Source organism: Flavobacterium undicola, assembly GCF_009909155.2.
Taxonomy (GTDB): Bacteria; Bacteroidota; Bacteroidia; order Flavobacteriales; family Flavobacteriaceae; genus Flavobacterium; species Flavobacterium undicola.
Genome location: NZ_JAAAPM020000003.1, coordinates 19,729 through 36,788, shown reverse-complemented (window position 1 = coordinate 36,788; position 17,060 = coordinate 19,729). Strand labels below are relative to the sequence as shown.

Genomic DNA, 17,060 nt, shown 5'->3' with positions numbered 1-17,060 from the left:
TCTAAAATATTTATGAATTGTTTAATGTCTTAATTTTTAGAACTTTAGTTTGATAATGGTTTTTAGAAGCTAATCCTGCCATCCACTATATCTTTTTGTTTTGCTCCCTTCGACAAGCTCAGAGGTCAAAAACAAAAAGGATGCCGTTACTGTCAGGGCTAGAAAGACATCCGGGTCAAGAGAGAAAACTCATAACTTAAAAGAATGCCTTTATATAAAAAAATACAATTTAATTCAGCAACCGTTATCTACGTTTGGAAGATTACCGAACCATTGGAACAATTATTCGAAGAAGTAAGTCTCAACCCTACATGTCAATCCCGAATTGATGGTATGAAATCCGAATTGCATCAACGAGGGTTTCTAAGTGTGCGTAAACTTTTAAATGAAGCAGGCTATACTGATTTTGACTTGTATTATGACGAATTTGGAAAACCACATCTTCATGATGGAAAACATATTTCGATAACGCACTCGTATCAATTTGCTGCAATAATCATTAGTGATGAAATCGTTGGGATTGACATCGAATTACAAAGAGAAAAAATAATTCGAATTGCCGATAAATTCTGTGATGCTGAATTCCAATATTTAGAACGTGAAAAAACAGCCGAATACATCAAGAAACTAACGGTGATTTGGGGAGCAAAAGAAGCGATTTTTAAAATCAGAAACGAAAAAGGAATCAGCTTTAAAGACCATATTGCGGTTAATGAATTTGATTTGGGCCAAACCCAAACTGCCTCAAGTCTTCATTTTGGAGGTTTGCACAAAGAATTCAATATTTATTTTGAAGAAGTGGAGGATTTTACTCTAGTCTATGCTTTAGAAAAATAGTTTTGTTTTTAACTAACCGCAAAGCAAACAAAGTTTTTTCGCAAAGAGAACCATAAAGTAACGCTAAGAGATTTTTTAAATATTTATAGAATTTCTTCAATCTGTGTTCCAAAAACCAGTGTAAATCTGCTTAGATCTGTATTATCTGCGTGCTATATTAAAGGCAAAGAGATTCACAAAGTCGCACTAAGATTTTTAAAAGATTTCTCAAATTTCTTCAATCTGTGTTCCTACATATTTCTTTTACTCTATTTTTAAACATATTCAGATAAAGAAAACTACCCATTTTGCGCGCTCTTCTTTTCAGAATTTCGACATTTTCTCCTTCAAAAAGAGAGTCTAAAGTTTGGAACCAATAATTTAACCAAATCCCAAATTCATTCGCGTTGATTTGACCATCAAAATGTTCGTCTACTTTATTGTGAACTTCGATCGGATTACCTTTGTATTTTCGAACAGTAAACAAATTGGTTTCCCAAAAATCAGTTAGCTTTTCTAAATGTGCATTCCAGTCTAAAATGAGCTCGTTAAAATAAGAACCGATTGCTGCATCGGCTCTTATTTTGTCATAAAAGCTATGGACTAAAACAGCAACATCCGCTCTGTTTTTGATGTCGTTTTTCATTTTACAGGTTGTTTAGAATAATAAATAAGATGCTTGAAATAGCACTTATGATAACGCTGTTAAAGATGAATTTATGTTTCATTTGGGCAAGAATTGATGTATTTGCGATGATGCATATAAATACAATAATTGCCAGTTGGACCATTTGTATTATTGAAGTTCCATTAGCTAATACGCTCATGGCAGCTGCGCCGCCTAAACAGCTTTGTGCCAGGATACTTAAAGTAGCAGAACCAATAAAATTTTGATTGAATCTTTCGAAGGTAGTGTTGTAAAGTGTCATAATAATTTGTTTTAATACCACAAATTTACAACGACACTACAGCTGCATTTTATGACTTAAATCATATAAAATAATATTTTTTATCGGTACACTTTTCTATTAATTATTTTTAAATCGCCTTTTTTCTCTAGGGATTTTATGGCTCGAATAACGGTTTCAACTCTTAAACCGGTTAAATCTCCTATTTGTTGTCGGGTGAAATTAATTAGAAAACCAGCTTCTTCTTTCTTGAAATTCAATTGCTCAATCGAATAATCAATCAGTCGCAGTACTCGGTGTTCAGGGTCTTGAGACGAAATTTCAGCTGCCATAACCGATTTGTAATACAGTCTTTGCGAGAGATTTTTGATGATTGCTAAACTGATGTCCGAATTATTTTTTAGCAATTCCAGGAATTTATCTTTTGTAATTACAATTAGTTCTGAATCTGTCACCGCAACAGCATTGGCAGGATAAACCTGGTCAATAAACAGCGGAGGTTCGCCAAAACATTGGTTTTTATAGAAAATCCCCTGAATGAATTCTTTACCTTCATCATTGTAATTGTTCATCTTTACTTCGCCCGAAATAATTTGATAATAGTATAAGGGTTGGTTACCTTCTTCAAAAATGAGATCTCCATTTTTATAGTTTTTTATAATGCCGTTATATTTTTCGAGTAAAGTAATAGCAATCATATTTGAATGAGTTTTAGGATTTCTAAAGTGCTAATACCGTTTGTTATTTCAAAATAGTTCCTTTAGCGGAACTAAATGAAATATACAACGGCATTATACCAAAAAGATAGAATTAAAAATAGAATCAGTATTGGTATAACAAATATAATTGTTTAGAATTTGTTCTTCTACTCTAAAAACTTTTTACTTTTACGCTCTCATGGAAAAAGCAACAATCTATCAGGAAATACAAAAAGCTAAATCGGAAAACCGGAAATTATTAGCGATTCTTCTTGATCCGGATAAAGTAGTTTTGGATACGATAACCGATTTGGTTTACAAGATAAATCAATCTCCTGCTACTCATGTTTTTATTGGTGGAAGCTTTGTAGAAAGTACTATTCTGGACGATTTAATAGTTAGAATTAAACAAGATTGTACTTTGCCAATAGTACTTTTTCCAGGACATCCTTCTCAAATTTCTAATCATGCCGATGGAATTTTGTTTTTATCTTTATTGTCTGGACGAAATCCTGATTATTTAATAGAACATCAGGTTAAAGCAGCACCAATTTTAAAACGAACGAATCTCGAAATTCTGTCTACGGGCTACATTTTGATTGAAAGCGGTAGTGAAACGGCTGTTGAACGCGTAAGTAAAACAACGCCTTTGGATAGGGACAATCTTGATTTGGCTCTGGCAACTGCTCAAGCAGGAGAGATGCTCGGAAATAAATTGATTTATTTGGAAGCGGGAAGTGGTGCTAAACAAGCGGTTTCTTTAGAAATGATTGAATATGTAGCTCGAAATATTGATATCCCATTAATTGTAGGCGGCGGAATTGTAGATTTGAAAGGTATTCAAAATGCCTATCAATCGGGTGCTGATTTAGTTGTGATAGGGACGGCTTTTGAAAAAGATGCTCATTTTTTTAATTCTCAAATAAAAATATAAATGCTAGACTTTTTTTTCGCTCAATATGCTAACTATCCCACTTCGGAAATCGTGTTGGAATTAGTAGGCGTTTTTTTTGGATTGGCAAGCGTTTGGTTTGCTAAAAAAGATAATATTTGGGTTTTCCCAACAGGATTGGTGAGTACTTTTATTTATGCTTATTTGCTTTGGAAATGGGAGTTGTTAGGTGATTCGATGATTAATGGCTATTATTTTATAATGAGTCTTTATGGTTGGTATCATTGGACACGAAAAAAAGGGGAAGTTGAAGCATTTCCAATTGCTGTAGCCAGTAAAAAAGAACATAAAATTGCAGCAGTTATTTTTGTTTTAACTTTAGTTTTTGTGTATTTGGTTTACCAGTATTTTGATAAATTTACTAATTGGTATAATTATGTGGATACTCTTTTAACGGCACTCTTTTTTGTGGGAATGTGGTTGATGGCCAAGCGAAAAATTGAAAATTGGATTTTTTGGATTGTAGGAGATTTCATTTCAATACCTTTGTACTTTTTTAAAGGCTATACATTTACAAGTTTGCAATATTTAATTTTTACAATTCTTGCGGTATATGGATATTTAGAATGGAAAGGAATTTTAAATAATCAACAGAAACAGTCTGGTGAAGCTGCTGTTTTAGAATAATATTTTTTTTAATATTTTATTGCAATTACATGAGTGAAATAAGAGTTTCGATGTTGGAGAAGTCTAAATTAATTGATGATTTAAATAAAATTAAAAGTATGGGATTGTCAGAACAGGATTTTGAACAAATCAAAGAACATGGAGTTTCATTGGAAAACATCAAAAAAGAACTTGCGATTTTTAAAAAAGGAATTGCTAAGATGGAATTACTCGAAGCGGCAACAGTTGGAAATGGAATTTTAAAATTGACCGATGCTGATTTTGTTGAGAAAGCGAACTTTTTTGACGAACATAAATCCAATTTAAAATTATTAAAATTTGTACCAGCTTCAGGAGCTGCAAGTAGAATGTTTAAATTTCTAACGGCTTTTCTGAACGAATTTAATTTTGAGAAAGAAACGATTAATGCTTATATAAACAGAAAAAAGGATACTAAGCTGCCGGTTTTTATCGTTGGGATGGAGAAATTGCCTTTCTTTGATATTATTTATGACAGATTAAAAGAAGAGTTTCTCGACTTTGATGCGTTGTCTCGTGATTATAAAAATTATTATTTTATAAAATTCATGTTGGATTCAACGTATTTTGATTTTGCCTCTAAACCCAAAGGGATTTTACCTTTTCATAAATATGTCAGTAAGATTGCTACACCTATTGAAGAACATTTGTATGAATGCGGTTATTATTCAAGTACTAATAATAAATCCTATTTGCATTTTACAGTTTCCGAATCTCATCAAGAACAGTTTGAGCAAATCATAAACAGTGTTAAGGATAAGGTAGAAAAGGAAACACAAACTAGTATTGAAGTAAGTTATTCTTATCAGGATAAAAGCACTGATACCATTGCAGTAACGATGAGTGATAAAGCTTTCAGAACGGAAGAAGGAAAGTTGCTTTTTAGACCTGGAGGTCATGGTGCACTAATAGGGAATCTAAATCAACTGGATGCTGATATTATTTTTATCAAAAATATTGATAATGTTATTCTTCATAATAATGAAAAAATTGCGCTTTATAAGAAAGCATTGGCTGGTATTTTATTAGAGCTGCAACAGCAAATTTTTGCTTGTTTGAATTTGATTGATCTTTATACTATTAATGATAAACAAATCGAAGAGATTAAAAAATTCTTGAAAGAAAAATTGAATATGGATATTAAGTCCGATTTTGATTTGTATACTATTGAGAATAAAATAAAATTACTGAAAAATGTTTTAAATCGTCCAATTAGAGTTTGTGGGATGGTGATTAATGAGGGTGAACCAGGAGGAGGTCCTTTTTGGGTAAAAAGTGCTCAAAAGGAAGTTTCGTTGCAAATTGTAGAATCTTCTCAGGTGGATTTGAACAATAAAAAGCAGGCTAAAATTATGGCGAATGCTACTCATTTTAATCCCGTAGATTTAGTTTGTGCTACTAAAAATTATAAAAACGAAAAGTTTGATTTGCATCAGTTTGTAGATGAGAATAGTGGTTTTATAGTTGAGAAAAATCATCTGGGAAAAGATATTAAAGGCTATGAATTGCCTGGCTTGTGGAATGGAGCAATGGCTAATTGGTTGACTGTTTTTGTTGAAGTGCCTTTGATCACTTTTAATCCGGTGAAAACCGTAAATGATTTATTAAAAGAAGCGCATCAGTCCTAAAAGATGGAAATTCAAAAAATCATATCCGAATTACAATATAAAGCAGTGCGAAGTAGTGGTGCTGGAGGGCAAAACGTCAATAAGGTTTCGTCTAAAGTCGTGCTGACTTTCGATTTAAAAAATTCTCAGGCTTTGTCTGAGGAAGAGAAATTGTTGTTAGAAACAAATCTTTCTTCAAGATTAACGACTGATTTGGTTTTGATTCTGAATTGTGATGAAGATAGAAGCCAACTTAAAAATAAAGAAATTGTTACCAAACGTTTTTTGGAACTGATTAAAAAAGGGCTCCATGTTCCTAAAATCAGAAAAGCGACTAAAATACCTAAGTCGGTGATTAAAAAACGAATCAAAGACAAAAAGAATTTATCCGAAATTAAACAATCGCGTAGGAAACCGGATTTTTAGTATCAAGATTTAGAGAATTAAGTATTAAGAAAATTCAAAAACTAAAAATCTTTGTATTGATACTTTTATCTTAATACTTTTCTATCTTTGCCGCGTCTCAAAGGGGTGCTTAAATCTGAATTTATTTCAGATTCTGAAACAAGTTCAGAATAAAGCTGAGATTATACCCAACGAACCTGGACGAGTAATGTTGTCAAGGGAAAAAATGATAAAATCAATTGTAATTACTATTGAGTTGTCATAAAAATCAATTAACAAAAAGAATAATTCCCCCTTTTATTCGTAAAACAATTACGGATGAATACTATTTTTAAAGGTACTGAGGTACTAAGTTACAAAGGTTCAAAGTCGATAAACTACAATTTGTTTCTTTTTTCTTTTTTCTTTTCTCTTCTTTCTGCAACCTCTTTTTCTCAAGTAAAAGATACTACTAAAATCAATCAACTCGATGAAGTGCTGGTTTCGGCAATTCGGGTTACTACAAAAACACCGGTAAGTTTTAGTAATTTAGACAAAAAGGAAATTAAATTTCGAAATTTAGGACAAGATATTCCTATTTTAATGAATTATTTACCATCAGTGGTAACAACTTCGGATGCCGGAAATGGAGTAGGGTATACTGGAATTCGCGTTCGTGGTAGTGATGCAACCAGAGTGAATGTTACTATTAACGGAATTCCATATAATGATTCTGAAAGTCATGGAACGTATTGGGTAAACATGCCTGATTTTGCTTCTTCAGTTCAAAGTTTACAGTTGCAAAGAGGTGTGGGAACTTCTACTAATGGTGCCGGAGCTTTTGGAGCGAGTTTGAACATGTTGACGGATTCTTATTCGAAAGAAAGCAGCGGGGAAATTTCTAATTCTTACGGAAGTTTTAATACACACAAACATACTGTGAAATTCAGTACAGGTTTGATGAATGATCATTTTGAAATTGCAGGACGTTTGTCAGCTTTAAAATCGGATGGTTATATCGACAGAGCCAGTTCTGATTTAAAATCCTACTTCTTACAAGGAACCTATGTTGGTAAAACCACTTTAATAAAAGCATTGGCTTTTGGTGGAACAGAAAAAACCTATCAAGCTTATTGGGGAATCGATAAAGTAACTTTAGATAGCGATAGGACTTATAATCCGATAGGGATTTTTACTGATGAATTTGGAAATACACGATTTTATGATAATGAAACTGATAATTACCAGCAAGACCATTATCAATTGCATTGGAATGAAAAGTTATCATCTAATTGGAATACCAATTTAGCGTTTCATTATACTAAAGGAAAAGGATATTATGAGAACTATAAAGAAGATGCTGATTTTGGGGATTATGGGTTGCTTCCTGTTGGTTCAGAAACTTCCACTGATTTAATTCGTCAAAAATGGTTGGACAATGATTTCTACGGAACTACATTTTCGGCAAACTACAAAGGAGAAAAACTGGATGTGGTTTTTGGTGGTGGTTATAATAAATATGAAGGTAATCATTTCGGAAAAGTAATTTGGGCACGATTTGCTTCTAAATCTGAATTAGGGGATCGTTATTATGATGATTTTGCAACAAAAACAGATGGAAATATTTTTGCGAAAGCCAATTATCAAGTTTGTTCTAATGTGAGTCTTTTTGGAGATTTGCAACTTAGAAATGTGCATTACAAAGCCGATAGTCCTGAGACAGGTTTAGTAAATGATAATTTCAATTTTTTCAATCCTAAAGCAGGTTTGAACTACACGATTAACAATAACAATGCAATTTATTTTTCTTATGCCAGAGCAAATCGTGAGCCTAATAGAACTGATTATGAAAGTGGTAATGCTAAGCCTGAAAAGTTAAATGACTATGAATTAGGTTGGAGATATGTTTCAAACAAAGTCAAATTTAATTCGAATGTGTATTACATGGCTTACAAAGATCAGTTGATTTTAACGGGTAATTTAGATGATGTTGGAGCACCAATCCGTTCAAATAGTGAAAAAAGCTATCGTTTGGGATTAGAGGTGGATGCAATCATCGCTTTGTCAAATGAGTTGATAATTAGACCTAACTTTACTTTAAGTGCGAATAAAAATATTGATTTGGCTGTTGAGAATCAAAATTATGGGACAACGGATATTGCGTATTCTCCGTCAGTAATAGCAGGGAATATAATTGTGTATTCTCCTATTTCAGATCTTCATATTTCTTTGATGCAAAAGTTTGTTGGGAAACAATACATGAATAATATTGAACTAACAGATGCTAAATTAGTAGATTATTTTATAAATGATGTTAATGTGGCATACGAAATAAAACCTAAATCAATATTCAAATCAATAGTAATTACTGGTTTAGTAAATAATGTTTTAGATAAAAAATATGTTTCAAATGGATATATGTGGGATGTTTATCCATACTATTATCCGCAAGCTAGAATCAATTTCTTAGCGGGATTAACATTGAAGTTTTAATACCGAATTTTATAGATTTAAAAAGCCTGAAAATTTTAAAATTTTCAGGCTTTTTAATTTAATTATATACTCGGAGTATATTCCCTATAACTTCTACGCGATATTGTTTTAACGGATATTGTAATTTTCCTTGTCCCGAAAACAAACTGTATTCTTGATTGTCACAAGGGCAAACCAGATTAATGCCATTGAGTGTTAAGGTGGAACAACTACTGAGCGCTTGGTTAGGACAGGCTGCATCAAAAGCATTGTAGCCGCTTCCCGTGTTGAATACATAAATTCCTTTTGGACCTACATCAGGACCTGAATAATAAATTGCATTGCTCACAAATTTCAGATTGGAATAGGCTGGGTAATTCATATCGAAAGTTACTGAGAAATTATAGTTAGGTATGTATGGGTTTTTATTATTAAAGCCATTGTCAGAACAAGATAAAAATAAAAGGCTAATCAGGAAAAGCGGGATAAATTTTTTCATGTTTTTAATTAGTGAAAGTATTAGTGAAACAAATTTAATTTATTTACATTTGAAATATTATATGGTTAACATATAATTATAGACTATAAAAAAATATATTATCTTTGTGGAAAGAAATCCCGTTCCGATGGGATTTTTTCTATTTTATAAAATGATGAAGTTATGAGTACAGTATCTTATTATACCGCAGAAGGATTAAAGAAATTAAGAGAAGAATTAGATTATTTGAAAAGTGTGATGCGTCCAAAAGCATCTCAAGATATAGCCGAAGCAAGAGATAAAGGAGATTTGTCTGAAAATGCAGAATACGATGCGGCCAAAGAGGCACAAGGAATGTTAGAAATGAGAATTGCCAAACTGGAAGAAGTTCATGCTAATGCCCGTCTTATTGATGAAACACATTTGGATTTGTCTAAAGTGTTGGTGTTGTCTAATGTGAAAATTAAGAATCAGGCCAATGGTATGGAAATGAAATATACATTAGTTGCTGAAAGTGAAGCCGATTTGAAAACAGGAAAAATATCTGTTACTTCTCCAATTGGAAAAGGATTATTAGGAAAATCAATAGGTGAAGTTGCCGAAATTAATGTGCCTAATGGTGTGTTGAAATTTGAAATTTTAGAAATTTCAAGAGACTAGTTTAATAATTTAAAAGCTTTAAATATGAGTTCGATATTCACCAAAATAGTAAACGGAGAGATCCCATGTTATAAGATTGCTGAAGATGATAATTATTTCGCTTTTTTAGATATTAATCCTAATGCAAAAGGACACACTTTGTGCGTTCCAAAATTAGAAGTTGATAAGCTTTTTGATATGGATGAAGCCCATTATTTGGGATTGATGCAATTTTCGAGAAAAGTGGCGATTGCTTTAGAAAAAACAATTCCTTGCAATCGAATTGCAGTATCAGTCATTGGTATTGAAGTTCCACATGCTCATGTTCATTTGATTCCATTAAATAAGATGGATGATATTCGTTTTCAGAAAAAAGTAGCTTTAAGCAAAGAAGAATTTGAAAATTTAGCTCAGGAAATTAGAGCTAATTTATAATCTATTAAATCTCATAAAATAAAAGCACGAATTTGTTCGTGTTTTTTTTTATATAAAAACTGAACCAATATGAGAAAATTTGTTTCTTTTATATTCTTGTTTTTATCTGTTTTAAGTGTTGCTCAAACTAAAACGGTTTATACAGATATTGATAATAAGATTTCCAAAATTCCTGTTGAATTGAGAAATTCAACAACTGGAATCGCAAAATTCATAACGGATAATTTTAAAACGGATACCGAAAAAATTCGAGCGGTTTTCTATTGGACGGCTACTAACATCAGTTATGATGTGTCAAATATGTTTTCGCCAAATCAATTGGAAACTGTTCAAGAAAAAATAGAAAATACATTAAAATCTAAGAAAGGAGTTTGTATTCATTATGCTGAAGTTTTTAATGATATTTCAAATAAAATTGGAATTAAATGTCGAGTAATTGAAGGGTATACAAAACAGAATGGAAAGGTAGATAATCTAGCCCATGCTTGGTGTGCGGCTAAAATTGAAAATAAATGGTTTGTGTTTGATCCTACTTGGGGAGCTGGAGGTATAACCAATGGAAAGTTTATAAAGAAGTTGAACAGTGCTTATTTTAAAGTAGAACCTTCTAAAATAATAGCCTCGCATATGCCGTTTGATTATTTGTGGCAATTCTTGAATTATCCTGTTACAAATGGGGAGTTTTATGGAGGGAAAACGCAATTGGATAAAACTAAAAAATATTTTGATTTTGAGAAAGAGATCGTTCTTTATTATAATATATCAGAAAACGATCAGTTGTTTGAGTCGGCTGGACGAATAGAAAAAAACGGTTTGAAAAATGCTATGATTTTAGAGGATTATAACATTAAAAAGAAACAGTGGAATAATTTAATGCAAAATGCCAATATTGAGAAATTGAATACTATTGTAGCGGAACTCAATGAAGCGGTGGTGCTGTTGAATGATTTTATAATGTATCGAAATAAAAAATTCAAACCTACTTTTTCGGACGAAGTAATTAATAAAATGATTCAAACTCCAAGAGAGAAATTGGCAAAATGCCAAAAAGATATTTTTAATCTTGGAATGGTGGGCAGTGAAGATAAATCAAATTTAATTTCGATAAAAAAGACGATTGCAGAAGCTTTGGTCCAAGCAGATGAACATGCTTTATTTGTGAAAGATTATTTGAGTAAATCTAAGTTAATCAGAAAAACAATGTTCTCGAAAGTATCTTGGTTTGGAGTACCATTAAACTAAAAAACTTTTTTAAAACTCATTTACATAGTTGTTCCATTTCTAATTTCCGATTAGAGAATAAATCAAGGTTGAATTTCTTACAATTTGTGAGCTTGATTTTATATATTTGATCTTCTAAACCAACCATTATTTATCAAGTGTTATGAGACATACCCTTTTATTGCTTTCTTGTCTTTGTTCCTTTTTTGTTTTGGCACAAAAAAAACAAAAAATCCAAAAAAATTACGATTTGGTTGATACTAAGATGGATAAAATGCCAGCTGAATATAATCAGTCTATGGATAGTATTGGTAATTATATTAAAAGTAATTTTCAAACAGAATCAGAGAGAGTTCGTGCTGTTTTTTATTGGACAGCCAATAGTATTAGCTATGATGCTGACAATATGTTTGAGGTTAAATTTGACGAATCGCTTCAAGATAGAATTACAAGAGCCTTTAAAGCTCAAAAAGGGAATTGTTTTGATTATTCCAATATTTTTAATCAATTAGCTACTGTAGTAGGAATAAAATCGGTAGTGGTAAATGGATATACAAAATGGAATAAGGTAAAAGTGGATAATCTGTCTCATTCATGGAATGCTGCCAGAATTGATAATAAATGGTATTTGTTTGACCCAACTTGGGGTTCGGGATATGTTGTTAACGGGATTTTTACACGAAGACTAGATGATAAACATTTTAAAGTAGATCCTGAGCTAATGATAAATACCCACATGCCATTTGATTATTTGTGGCAGCTTAGAGAATATCCAATTACCAATCAGGAATTTATGGATGGCGTTTACGCGGGAGATGAATCAAAACAAAAATTTGATTTTGTGAAAGAAATAGCAAGATTAGATAGTTTGCCTAAAGTAGAGCAGCTTTTAGAAGTTTCTCAGCGAATTGAAAAAGGAGGAATGAGAAATCAGCATATTTCTCAGGCTTTTGTACATGCAAAAACGGCTTGGAGAAATGAAAATGAAAGAGAAAAAGGAAATAAATACACTGAAATTATAAATCAATTCAATAAGGCGAATAGTCAGTTAAACGATTTTATTCATTTTAGGAACAAGCAATTTCAACCCATAGTCCCAGATCAGGAAATAAAAAGAAAGATACAAGAACCTATAGATAGTTTAATTATATGCCAAAAGACTCTTTCTGATTTTGAAAAAGAGGTGAGTAGTGCTAATAAGCCTAGTGTTGAAAATTTAAAAAAAGCAATTTCTCAAACTTTAGAGAGAGCCGAAGAACATTTGCAATTTGTAAATTTGTATTTGACCAAACCAGCTTTAGTTAGAAAAACGATGTTTTATAAGGTGGTACAAAGACCTAAAGTGGTACATAATTAGATTTTGCTGTATTTGACTTGCATAGTGGTGCCTTTACCAATTTCGGATTGCAAGACTTTGATGCTGCCTTTGTGGTATTCCTTCACAATTCGTTTGGTTAAAGAAAGTCCTAGCCCCCAACCTCTTTTTTTAGTGGTAAATCCTGGTTCGAAGACTGTTTTGAATTGATTTTTTGGAATTCCAATTCCGCTATCAACAACATTTATCCGTACATAAAGAGCATCTTCCTCTATAGAAACAACAATTTTTCCTTTTCCTTTCATCGCATCAATGGCATTTTTAATCAGGTTTTCTATAGTCCAGCTATGTAAGGTAGGGTTAAGCATCGTGTAAATTTCCGAATTTGGACTCTCAAAAGAGAATTCAATTTGTTTAGAAAATCGAGATTGAAGGTAATTGTAGGTTTGTAAAGTTTCTTCAATAATGTTGATTTTTTCTAAAATGGGTTCCGAACCAATTTTAGAAAAACGATCGGTAATAGTTTGCAACCGATCTATATCTTTTTCGATTTCGATAGTAGTGCTTTCATCAATATTTTCGGTTTTTAAAATTTCTACCCAACCAATTAATGAAGAAAGAGGCGTGCCTATTTGGTGCGCAGTTTCTTTGGCCATTCCCGCCCAAAGTTTGTTTTGAGTTGCAATTTTTGTACTTCGATAGAAATAGTAAATCAATGCCGAAAATAAGACTATAATTAACAATAAGGCGATGGGATAATATTTCAGTTTGTTCAGTAAAGCCGAATTTCCATAATACCATTTTTGGAACTTATTAGGCGCATATTCAATAATAATAGGGTCGTTTTCTTTCTTCAAGCGGGATAAAAAATCCATAGCTTTCGTTTTATCTTTTACTATGGCTTCGTCAATGTTGATGGTATTGATGATACTGTCTTTTTCAGTAAGAATAACAGGAATAGAGGTGTTGTTGTTGAAAATTTGAAGCGGAAGTTCAACATCGGTATTTTCATCGGCATTGATGAGGGTTTTTTGGGCTTTGGCCAAAAGGTTCATCTTTAGACGTTCTTCGTTTTTGAAAATCTGAAAAAAAGTATAGGTATTCCAAAGTATCAGGGAAATGATAAAAAAAGAAGCAAAAATAAGAATCCATCTTCCAGTATTTCTTTTGTCCGAAAATTGCATAAACGATATTTAGAACCATAAATATAACGAAATATTAGTAGTATTATTTTAGTTTTTTTAAGTTTCAGTGCTAATTCGTAATGCTAAAACAATTTTGATTAGTGCGAAACTCTCTGGTTCGACAAGAATTAAAAATTAAATCTGAAATTGTAAAACAAACGTTATTGTCAGATAGAAGAAGTTACTATATTTGTATATTCAATATTTTTCTGTAAAAGAGTTTTACTTTCTAAGTTAAAAGGCTTCAATGAAAATGATATGCTTCTGATATAGAAGTGTTTTGAAATAATAATAATCAAATAACAATTAAAATAACGAAGATGGAAGTTACAGGGAAAATCAAAGTTGTTAATCCAGAGCAACAAGTTAGTGCATCATTTAGAAAAAGAGAATTAGTTGTTACTACAGAGGAACAATATCCTCAACATATATTGGTTGAGTTTGCACAAGACAAATGTGATTTATTAAACAATTATAGTGTTGGTGAATCAGTTAAAGTTTCTATCAATTTAAGAGGAAGAGAGTGGGTAAATCCACAAGGAGAAACAAGATATTTTAACAGTATCCAAGGTTGGAGAATCGAAAAAATGGTTGCTGACGCTCCAGCTTCTGCGCCTATGCCAGCTGCTCCAGCATTTGCACCAGCTACAAATTTAAACGAAGATGAGCCAGACGATTTGCCTTTCTAAAAAATAAAGAAGTTAGAAGTTAGAAGTCAGAAGTTTGAGTTTACTTGAATTTCTGGCTTTTTTGTTTTTGAAATTGTTATTGATTTTTGAAATTTAAACATGTATTATTTATCTCAAGACTTATTTTTTCCACCAGTTCATTTAGCCCATTCTTCAGGAATTATTGGGTTAGGTGGTGATTTGTCGTCTGAGCGCCTGCAATTAGCCTATAATAGCGGCATTTTTCCCTGGTTTGAAGATGGAGAGCCTATTACCTGGTGGTCGCCAAATCCAAGGATGGTTTTGTTTTTAGAGGAATTGGTAGTTTCTAAAAGCATGCATAATATTTTGAACAGGAATATTTTCAAAGTGACTTTCAATCAAAATTTCAGGGATGTGATTTTTAATTGTCAAAACATAAAACGGGAAGGTCAAAACGGAACTTGGATTACCAACGATATGATTGAGGCTTATTGTGGTCTTCATGAATTGGGAATTGCTAAATCAGTTGAGGTTTGGCAGGATGATCAACTCGTAGGCGGATTGTATGGTATCGATTTAGGTCATGTTTTTTGTGGTGAAAGTATGTTTTCTTTGGTTTCGAATGCTTCTAAAGTCGCTTTTATTGCTTTGGTCAACCAATTAAAAAATGAGAATTACAAACTGCTCGATTGTCAGGTTTATAATTCCCATCTGGAAAGTTTAGGTTGTCGCGAAATTGAACGCAATGAATTTATGGCAATTTTAAATAGCTTCTAATCCCGAGACTATAAACTGCCATTGTAATTTCAATTGGTCTTCCCAAGGCATAGCATGCACCCTTTTTTCTTTCATTTCAGTTTCTAATGCTGTGGCAGATAATTTGCCGGAAATTAATTCGTTTTTCCATTTGGTAAATTGGTCACTCCATTCGTTTAAATAAGTATCAGGCCAAACCAATTTTCTATCTTTTTTTGGAAAAATAAACAAAGGCATTTCTGAAACTAGGGTCAAGCAATCGCCTCCCAAACTTCTAATGGATTCCATTGAACTCGCATGAAATTGTGTCGCTGTTTTGGAATCATCCAAATTCAAAAAATGCTCTCGCATTTTTCCACCATCAGGACGTGTACAAAAACCTTCATCGATGCGTGTGAAGCCTTTTTCGCCTTTACGTTCTAAATCATATAAGTCATAACCCAGTTCAATCGTTTTGTCCTTGCAATCTTGTCTTAATTTTTTTGTTCTTTCAATCCAGGCTTCATCAATTAAAAACCAAGCACCATAACTTGATTTCATTCCGTGGAGTGAGGCATGTAGAGAAAAAGGAGTATTTGCTGTTTTCCAAAAATCATAAACAGCAGTGTTTTCAGGACGCAAAGCAGGAATTTTTCCTTCTATTGGATAACCAAATTCTAAATCCCGACCGGGTAATTCTCGTTGGACATGGAGTAAATATTGAGCTAAGTCAGTTTTAGTATCGGTATAGTTATACCATTTTAAGTTTTGTTTTTCACCATCAGGATTGGTATGAGGGACAATCCACCAACTGTATTTTTCCAATAAAAAATGGTTTTCCGGAAGGGAGGAAAAATAGGAAACTAATTTTTTTAAAAGCAATGGGCCAATAGGTTCATCAGCATGATTGCCTGCAATAAGACTAATGTTTTTAATGCCTTTCCCAAATTGGAAGCCTTGAATAGTATGACCTTCAACAGAAGTACCAATATTAATTCCTTCAGTTTCTGTTAGAGGTGTATCTAATATAAAATGGATATAATCGTATAAATTCATGGTGAATATTTATGAATTATAAAGATACAATTGAATCCCGAATAGCTTTTATTTTTAATAATAAAGTTCATGAAGAGAATCACAAAGGATTTTTAAGATTTCTTGAATTTCTTAAATCTGAGTTTCTTTTTAATATAAACGCTAAAAATTCAACTTCACAAAACTCCAATCCAAAGTTTTATACAAAACCAATTCGTTTTTTAAACTCGGTAAACCGATAATTAATTTCAAGGTTTCGTGAGCCATCATGGTGCCAATCATCCCGGGCAAAGTGCCTAAAACGCCATTAAAACTGCAATTAGGCACATCTTTAGGATTAGGTGGTTCTGGAAATAAATCACGTAAATTTTTACTTCCCTGATGATTAAAAACAGCTAACTGACCTTCGAAACCTAAAATACTTCCATAAACAAGCGGTTTTCCTAAAGTCACACAAGTATCATTCACTAAATATCTTGTGCTAAAATTATCCGAGCCATCGACTACGATATCAAAATCAGCAATAATTCTGGAAGCATTTTCAGCGGTTAGTTTTTCTTCGAAAGCCAAAACTCTAATTAACGGATTTAGTTTTTCGATAGTCGCTTTTGCCGTATTGGCTTTGCTTAATCCTAGTTGGTCTTCGGTATATAAAATTTGGCGGTGAAGATTATGAATTTCGATAGTGTCAAAATCAACAATGCCTATTGTTCCGACACCAGCAGTAGCAATATATTGTAAAATAGGACAGCCTAAGCCACCTGCTCCTATAACAAGTACTTTGGATTTTTTTAATTTTTCCTGTCCTTCATCGCCAATTTCAGGTAAAATGACTTGGCGATTGTATCGTAAAAAATCTTGTATTACGCTCATCTTTTATAAGGTT

The 17,060-nt window shown here is 32.4% G+C and carries 19 protein-coding genes; 12 read left to right on the top strand and 7 right to left on the bottom strand.

The window, feature by feature from the left end; genetic code table 11:
• The first annotated feature begins 204 nt into the window (after positions 1-204).
• Positions 205-837 (top strand): 4'-phosphopantetheinyl transferase family protein, encoded by a 633-nt coding sequence (locus GTZ96_RS02490; RefSeq protein WP_161641016.1) that lies wholly within the window; start codon positions 205-207, stop codon positions 835-837.
• A gap of 217 nt (positions 838-1,054) precedes the next feature.
• On the opposite strand, the gene GTZ96_RS02485 is transcribed toward GTZ96_RS02490, so the two are convergent.
• From GTZ96_RS02485 to GTZ96_RS02475, 3 genes are all read right to left on the bottom strand, one after another.
• A complete protein-coding gene (locus GTZ96_RS02485) occupies positions 1,055-1,462 on the bottom strand; it encodes a group III truncated hemoglobin (RefSeq protein WP_161641015.1) in 408 nt (135 codons plus the stop codon).
• Between the two features lies 1 nt (position 1,463).
• A complete protein-coding gene (locus tag GTZ96_RS02480; RefSeq protein ID WP_181033125.1) occupies positions 1,464-1,745 on the bottom strand; it encodes a hypothetical protein in 282 nt (93 codons plus the stop codon).
• A gap of 80 nt (positions 1,746-1,825) precedes the next feature.
• Entirely contained in the window at positions 1,826-2,422 is a 597-nt protein-coding gene (locus GTZ96_RS02475; RefSeq protein WP_161641013.1) for a Crp/Fnr family transcriptional regulator, read from the bottom strand.
• A 199-nt stretch (positions 2,423-2,621) separates the two neighbouring features.
• On the opposite strand from GTZ96_RS02475, the gene GTZ96_RS02470 reads away from it, so the two are divergent.
• The 5 genes from GTZ96_RS02470 to GTZ96_RS02450 all read left to right on the top strand — a co-directional run bounded on the left by GTZ96_RS02470 (position 2,622) and on the right by GTZ96_RS02450 (position 8,503).
• Positions 2,622-3,356, top strand: coding sequence for a geranylgeranylglyceryl/heptaprenylglyceryl phosphate synthase (locus tag GTZ96_RS02470; RefSeq protein WP_161641012.1), 735 nt, complete (start codon positions 2,622-2,624; stop codon positions 3,354-3,356).
• Positions 3,357-4,001: a nicotinamide riboside transporter PnuC gene (gene pnuC / locus GTZ96_RS02465; protein WP_161641011.1), complete on the top strand. Its 645-nt coding sequence runs from the start codon at positions 3,357-3,359 to the stop codon at positions 3,999-4,001. It abuts the gene before it with no gap.
• Between the two features lie 29 nt (positions 4,002-4,030).
• Positions 4,031-5,647: a DUF4301 family protein gene (locus GTZ96_RS02460; RefSeq protein ID WP_161641010.1), complete on the top strand. Its 1,617-nt coding sequence runs from the start codon at positions 4,031-4,033 to the stop codon at positions 5,645-5,647.
• A gap of 3 nt (positions 5,648-5,650) precedes the next feature.
• Entirely contained in the window at positions 5,651-6,052 is a 402-nt protein-coding gene (arfB, locus tag GTZ96_RS02455; RefSeq protein ID WP_161641009.1) for an alternative ribosome rescue aminoacyl-tRNA hydrolase ArfB, read from the top strand.
• A 297-nt stretch (positions 6,053-6,349) separates the two neighbouring features.
• Complete coding sequence (locus GTZ96_RS02450; protein ID WP_161641008.1) at positions 6,350-8,503, top strand: TonB-dependent receptor; 2,154 nt, start codon at positions 6,350-6,352, stop codon at positions 8,501-8,503.
• A gap of 58 nt (positions 8,504-8,561) precedes the next feature.
• On the opposite strand, the gene GTZ96_RS02445 is transcribed toward GTZ96_RS02450, so the two are convergent.
• Complete coding sequence (locus GTZ96_RS02445) at positions 8,562-8,981, bottom strand: Rieske (2Fe-2S) protein (RefSeq protein WP_161641007.1); 420 nt, start codon at positions 8,979-8,981, stop codon at positions 8,562-8,564.
• A gap of 162 nt (positions 8,982-9,143) precedes the next feature.
• On the opposite strand from GTZ96_RS02445, the gene greA reads away from it, so the two are divergent.
• The 4 genes from greA (at position 9,144) to GTZ96_RS02425 (ending at position 12,612) form a co-directional block, all read left to right on the top strand.
• Positions 9,144-9,620: a transcription elongation factor GreA gene (gene greA / locus GTZ96_RS02440; RefSeq protein WP_161641006.1), complete on the top strand. Its 477-nt coding sequence runs from the start codon at positions 9,144-9,146 to the stop codon at positions 9,618-9,620.
• A gap of 24 nt (positions 9,621-9,644) precedes the next feature.
• Positions 9,645-10,034: an HIT family protein gene (locus GTZ96_RS02435; protein WP_161641005.1), complete on the top strand. Its 390-nt coding sequence runs from the start codon at positions 9,645-9,647 to the stop codon at positions 10,032-10,034.
• 69 nt (positions 10,035-10,103) lie between these two features.
• Complete coding sequence (locus tag GTZ96_RS02430) at positions 10,104-11,276, top strand: transglutaminase domain-containing protein (protein ID WP_161641004.1); 1,173 nt, start codon at positions 10,104-10,106, stop codon at positions 11,274-11,276.
• Between the two features lie 142 nt (positions 11,277-11,418).
• Positions 11,419-12,612: a transglutaminase domain-containing protein gene (locus GTZ96_RS02425; RefSeq protein ID WP_161641003.1), complete on the top strand. Its 1,194-nt coding sequence runs from the start codon at positions 11,419-11,421 to the stop codon at positions 12,610-12,612.
• Here the strand turns inward: GTZ96_RS02425 and GTZ96_RS02420 are convergent.
• Positions 12,609-13,754, bottom strand: coding sequence for a sensor histidine kinase (locus GTZ96_RS02420; RefSeq protein WP_161641002.1), 1,146 nt, complete (start codon positions 13,752-13,754; stop codon positions 12,609-12,611). The genes GTZ96_RS02425 and GTZ96_RS02420 overlap by 4 nt on opposite strands.
• A gap of 320 nt (positions 13,755-14,074) precedes the next feature.
• On the opposite strand from GTZ96_RS02420, the gene GTZ96_RS02415 reads away from it, so the two are divergent.
• Both GTZ96_RS02415 and aat read left to right on the top strand, forming a co-directional pair.
• Entirely contained in the window at positions 14,075-14,443 is a 369-nt protein-coding gene (locus GTZ96_RS02415; protein ID WP_161641001.1) for a DUF3127 domain-containing protein, read from the top strand.
• Positions 14,444-14,542: 99 nt separating this feature from the next.
• Positions 14,543-15,181, top strand: a complete 639-nt coding sequence (aat, locus tag GTZ96_RS02410; protein WP_161641000.1) for a leucyl/phenylalanyl-tRNA--protein transferase — start codon at positions 14,543-14,545, stop codon at positions 15,179-15,181.
• Here aat and GTZ96_RS02405 read toward each other — a convergent pair.
• Both GTZ96_RS02405 and GTZ96_RS02400 read right to left on the bottom strand, forming a co-directional pair.
• On the bottom strand, positions 15,167-16,195 hold the full coding sequence (locus tag GTZ96_RS02405) for a M14 family zinc carboxypeptidase (RefSeq protein ID WP_161640999.1): 1,029 nt from the start codon (positions 16,193-16,195) through the stop codon (positions 15,167-15,169). The two genes, aat and GTZ96_RS02405, sit on opposite strands and share 15 nt — an antisense overlap.
• Before the next feature lie 141 nt (positions 16,196-16,336).
• The gene (locus tag GTZ96_RS02400) at positions 16,337-17,047 is read right to left on the bottom strand and encodes a HesA/MoeB/ThiF family protein (RefSeq protein ID WP_161640998.1); all 711 of its coding nucleotides are present in this window, start codon (positions 17,045-17,047) and stop codon (positions 16,337-16,339) included.
• Positions 17,048-17,060 lie beyond the last annotated feature (13 nt).

What these genes read in the sequence shown, in the direction of transcription:
- GTZ96_RS02490 (WP_161641016.1), top strand. Translation starts at nt 205, where the DNA reads ATGCCTTTATATAAAAAAATACAATTTAATTCAGCAACCGTTATCTAC.
- GTZ96_RS02485 (WP_161641015.1), bottom strand. Translation starts at nt 1,462, where the DNA reads ATGAAAAACGACATCAAAAACAGAGCGGATGTTGCTGTTTTAGTCCAT.
- GTZ96_RS02480 (WP_181033125.1), bottom strand. Translation starts at nt 1,745, where the DNA reads ATGACACTTTACAACACTACCTTCGAAAGATTCAATCAAAATTTTATT.
- GTZ96_RS02475 (WP_161641013.1), bottom strand. Translation starts at nt 2,422, where the DNA reads ATGATTGCTATTACTTTACTCGAAAAATATAACGGCATTATAAAAAAC.
- GTZ96_RS02470 (WP_161641012.1), top strand. Translation starts at nt 2,622, where the DNA reads ATGGAAAAAGCAACAATCTATCAGGAAATACAAAAAGCTAAATCGGAA.
- pnuC (WP_161641011.1), top strand. Translation starts at nt 3,357, where the DNA reads ATGCTAGACTTTTTTTTCGCTCAATATGCTAACTATCCCACTTCGGAA.
- GTZ96_RS02460 (WP_161641010.1), top strand. Translation starts at nt 4,031, where the DNA reads ATGAGTGAAATAAGAGTTTCGATGTTGGAGAAGTCTAAATTAATTGAT.
- arfB (WP_161641009.1), top strand. Translation starts at nt 5,651, where the DNA reads ATGGAAATTCAAAAAATCATATCCGAATTACAATATAAAGCAGTGCGA.
- GTZ96_RS02450 (WP_161641008.1), top strand. Translation starts at nt 6,350, where the DNA reads ATGAATACTATTTTTAAAGGTACTGAGGTACTAAGTTACAAAGGTTCA.
- GTZ96_RS02445 (WP_161641007.1), bottom strand. Translation starts at nt 8,981, where the DNA reads ATGAAAAAATTTATCCCGCTTTTCCTGATTAGCCTTTTATTTTTATCT.
- greA (WP_161641006.1), top strand. Translation starts at nt 9,144, where the DNA reads ATGAGTACAGTATCTTATTATACCGCAGAAGGATTAAAGAAATTAAGA.
- GTZ96_RS02435 (WP_161641005.1), top strand. Translation starts at nt 9,645, where the DNA reads ATGAGTTCGATATTCACCAAAATAGTAAACGGAGAGATCCCATGTTAT.
- GTZ96_RS02430 (WP_161641004.1), top strand. Translation starts at nt 10,104, where the DNA reads ATGAGAAAATTTGTTTCTTTTATATTCTTGTTTTTATCTGTTTTAAGT.
- GTZ96_RS02425 (WP_161641003.1), top strand. Translation starts at nt 11,419, where the DNA reads ATGAGACATACCCTTTTATTGCTTTCTTGTCTTTGTTCCTTTTTTGTT.
- GTZ96_RS02420 (WP_161641002.1), bottom strand. Translation starts at nt 13,754, where the DNA reads ATGCAATTTTCGGACAAAAGAAATACTGGAAGATGGATTCTTATTTTT.
- GTZ96_RS02415 (WP_161641001.1), top strand. Translation starts at nt 14,075, where the DNA reads ATGGAAGTTACAGGGAAAATCAAAGTTGTTAATCCAGAGCAACAAGTT.
- aat (WP_161641000.1), top strand. Translation starts at nt 14,543, where the DNA reads ATGTATTATTTATCTCAAGACTTATTTTTTCCACCAGTTCATTTAGCC.
- GTZ96_RS02405 (WP_161640999.1), bottom strand. Translation starts at nt 16,195, where the DNA reads ATGAATTTATACGATTATATCCATTTTATATTAGATACACCTCTAACA.
- GTZ96_RS02400 (WP_161640998.1), bottom strand. Translation starts at nt 17,047, where the DNA reads ATGAGCGTAATACAAGATTTTTTACGATACAATCGCCAAGTCATTTTA.